We start from the raw sequence: 2,874 nt of genomic DNA, 5'->3' as shown, positions 1-2,874 counted from the left end.
AAATGAAATGTTTATAACAATTACATTTTGCCAATACAATTTTCTTTTTCGTGCCTATTCCAACTTTTCGCTCTAGCCCTCGTCTCAAAAGCTTTTTTTCTATGCTCGCAACAGGAGCTTCCTTTGGTCGCTCTGTTGCTCCTAGAAAAAATAGCTTTTAATTCCTCGGGGCTGTCGCTGCAATTTGGGGCAGTAGACGCAAAATTTTACATTTAATTTATTTCAAAGAGCAAAACGGCTTGAGAGCCGTTTTTAAATTTATTTTTATTAAAATATAATGAAAGTCTTTTTTTAAATATTTATTTCACTTTGAGAAAGCTTCCGTCAGAATTAATTTTATAAACATTCACTATCTTATTTTTAGGATGAATTCCATTATTTTCATAAAAAGTTATTTTTAAATCATTATCAATAACAAAATTCATCGAGTGAAAAAAATCATTTGTTTCATCGGTGAGAACAGAAATTATTTTATTTCCATTTAGAGTTACTATAAATTGATCTCCGTAACTTTCCTCTTCATGTTCACATACAAGGATTATTGTCTGAATATCTTTTAACGATGTTTTTAGATTATAGTACTGTAAAGGGTTTTTATTTTTGAGTTTGTCTTGTATTATAATTTTTAATTTATCGTCATTTTTAAAATACGTAATAGGATATTCATTATTACATAATTCAGAATATCTACTTCTTAAATCTCTCTGACATGAGCGATCTACTCTTTCATAATCGAATGGTAATTCACAATATTTTTTATCCCAAACTTTATTTTCACTATTTTTTTTAAAGCAAATAATATATCTTTTGTAGTTTAAAAACAGACAATCATTTTCAAAAATTGCATCTCCAGCTTCTAAAAAGTAATCCTGAAAGGGTAACAAATCATTATTTTCAACATCTAAATTTAAATAAGTTACTTCATTACTTAAATCTACATTAAAAAAGTTTTTATATACATCAACGTTGTAGTTATAAACATATTTTCTTCCAAAGAATTTTTTTGAATCTCCCTTCTCAATAGTGTATAATGACTTGACGCCATCTAAAGAAATACTGTTTTTAGATATTATCACTTGCATCTTTTTAAACTTTTCTATAATTTCTTCTTCACTAACTTCTGGCAAATCTGTATCACCACCACTTTGAAAATAAGTATAATAAAAATGATAATTTGCAGCTTCATTATCGTTACTGACTATTTCGTCGGTTACGTTTGAAAATTTAGAATCTAAATTTTCCGAATTTGAATTTTTACTTTCTATTTCTTTCTCTAATTTATCTTTACATGATAAACTTGACAAAGAAAATAATACGATTGCAAGTAATTTAATTTTTTTAATGTGTGGAATCATAAATATTTGTTTTAAACATATTAATTTCTGCCTTTCTTCTTTTTACTAATCCTGATGTACCATTGTTTGTTACATCTGACATTTCATCTGCACCAGCTTCATATTCTTTTTTGTTAATTTTTTTCTTTATTTGAGTTTCCTTATCATTTAGACCTCCCGTATTTAGAAAATTCTCACCAGTATTGAAAGTTAAACTTACCAAAGCATCAAACTCATATTGATGTAATGGTACTTTTATGTCTCTCTGAATTGCTTTTTCAAAATCAGCAAGCCTACCTTTAAACAATTCAACAGCTTTCTCTACAGTTATTCCATTTTTAAATTTTTCAGGTATTTGAATGTTTTCACATTTGCCTTTTTCAATTAAATGACCATAACCTATAGTACAGTAGCCCTCAGAATCATTATAAGGTTTAGGTTTAAAAGTTTCCCAATCTTTTATGAACTGTATTCCTTTATCCGATGTTTTTAATGTCTTTGGATCTACTCTATCTGTTAAAGGTTTTTCTTCTTGTTTAGTTTTTTCTGAATTGTTACCTCCTCCAGAACAAATACAGGTTTTTTGATAACCTAAATCATTTGCTATGATAACTATGCTTTTGCCATTACAATCAGACATAGATTTTACAAAATATTTATCTTCTAAATGTATCAGGTCAAAAGTTCTAACATCATAATGAACCCATGTTGTTGCAATAAATTCTTTTCCTATTTTATCTCTACTGCTTGGTTCCAATGCGATTACATTTTTAACTCCCCATCTATATTTTGCACCAGAATATTTTACTAGCAAATCTCGTACTTTGTCAGCATTAGACTCAGTTGTAATATTATCCGTTAGCTTGTAAATATGTAAATCAGAAGCTTTTCCCATATGATTTGTTGAACTCCTTGGAACTCCATGTTTGTCGGGGTGCTGAATGTTGTTAATATTACATCTATAACCAGAATATATTAAACCCACACGTAAATTTTTATTTTTTTCAATTGTTGCTAAGTAAAATTGAATAGCTCTTTGTGTCCATAATATTGTTCGATGTACTCCGGGATATTCATATTTTCTGGATTTCTCAGAAATTTTAGAATCATTTTTTTCTTCAGAAAATTTTCCATTTCCAAAGCCAGGACACTTACCACAATTACATTTAGCTTGATTGATATCAATCACATATTTATTTTGAAACTCATCGATCGCCTTCAAAACATTCCCACAAACTCTACCAGTTTCCTCAACTTTCATATAATCTTTTTGAAACTGCTTAATCATTTTTTCAGTACGATCGGTAAACTCATCCGTAGGGACATTGCCACCAAAACCAGCCAAACGAATATTAATTTCACGAATCAATTCGTTTTTATCTCCTTTTTTAATACAATATTTCTGCTCGCATGACGGGATTTTTTCATCAGGACTAAACATGTCTACAATTGCATTTGTAATTCCTTCCACCGTTATAGGCTCCCAACCTGTAGCATTTTTTATTTTCATAATAGCCTGATCAATAAGCGAAGTTTCTTT

2 protein-coding genes are annotated in these 2,874 nt (G+C 29.0%); both read right to left on the bottom strand.

Annotation, left to right across the window (positions count from 1 at the left end; all coding sequences use genetic code 11):
* Positions 1-299: 299 nt before the first annotated feature.
* Complete coding sequence (locus RMN92_RS10165; protein ID WP_309609339.1) at positions 300-1,355, bottom strand: hypothetical protein; 1,056 nt, start codon at positions 1,353-1,355, stop codon at positions 300-302.
* The coding region (locus RMN92_RS10160) for a glycoside hydrolase family protein (protein ID WP_309609338.1) at positions 1,339-2,874 on the bottom strand (1,536 nt) is incomplete at its 5' end. The genes RMN92_RS10165 and RMN92_RS10160, both read right to left, overlap by 17 nt.

This window comes from Flavobacterium sp., assembly GCF_031363805.1.
Lineage (GTDB): Bacteria > Bacteroidota > Bacteroidia > Flavobacteriales > Flavobacteriaceae > Flavobacterium.
Note: the sequence above shows the minus strand (reverse complement) of the source record. Positions and strands in the feature narration are given on the sequence as shown.

Coding starts and splice junctions, on each gene's coding strand:
- RMN92_RS10165 (WP_309609339.1), bottom strand. CDS start 1,355: ATGATTCCACACATTAAAAAAATTAAATTACTTGCAATCGTATTATTT.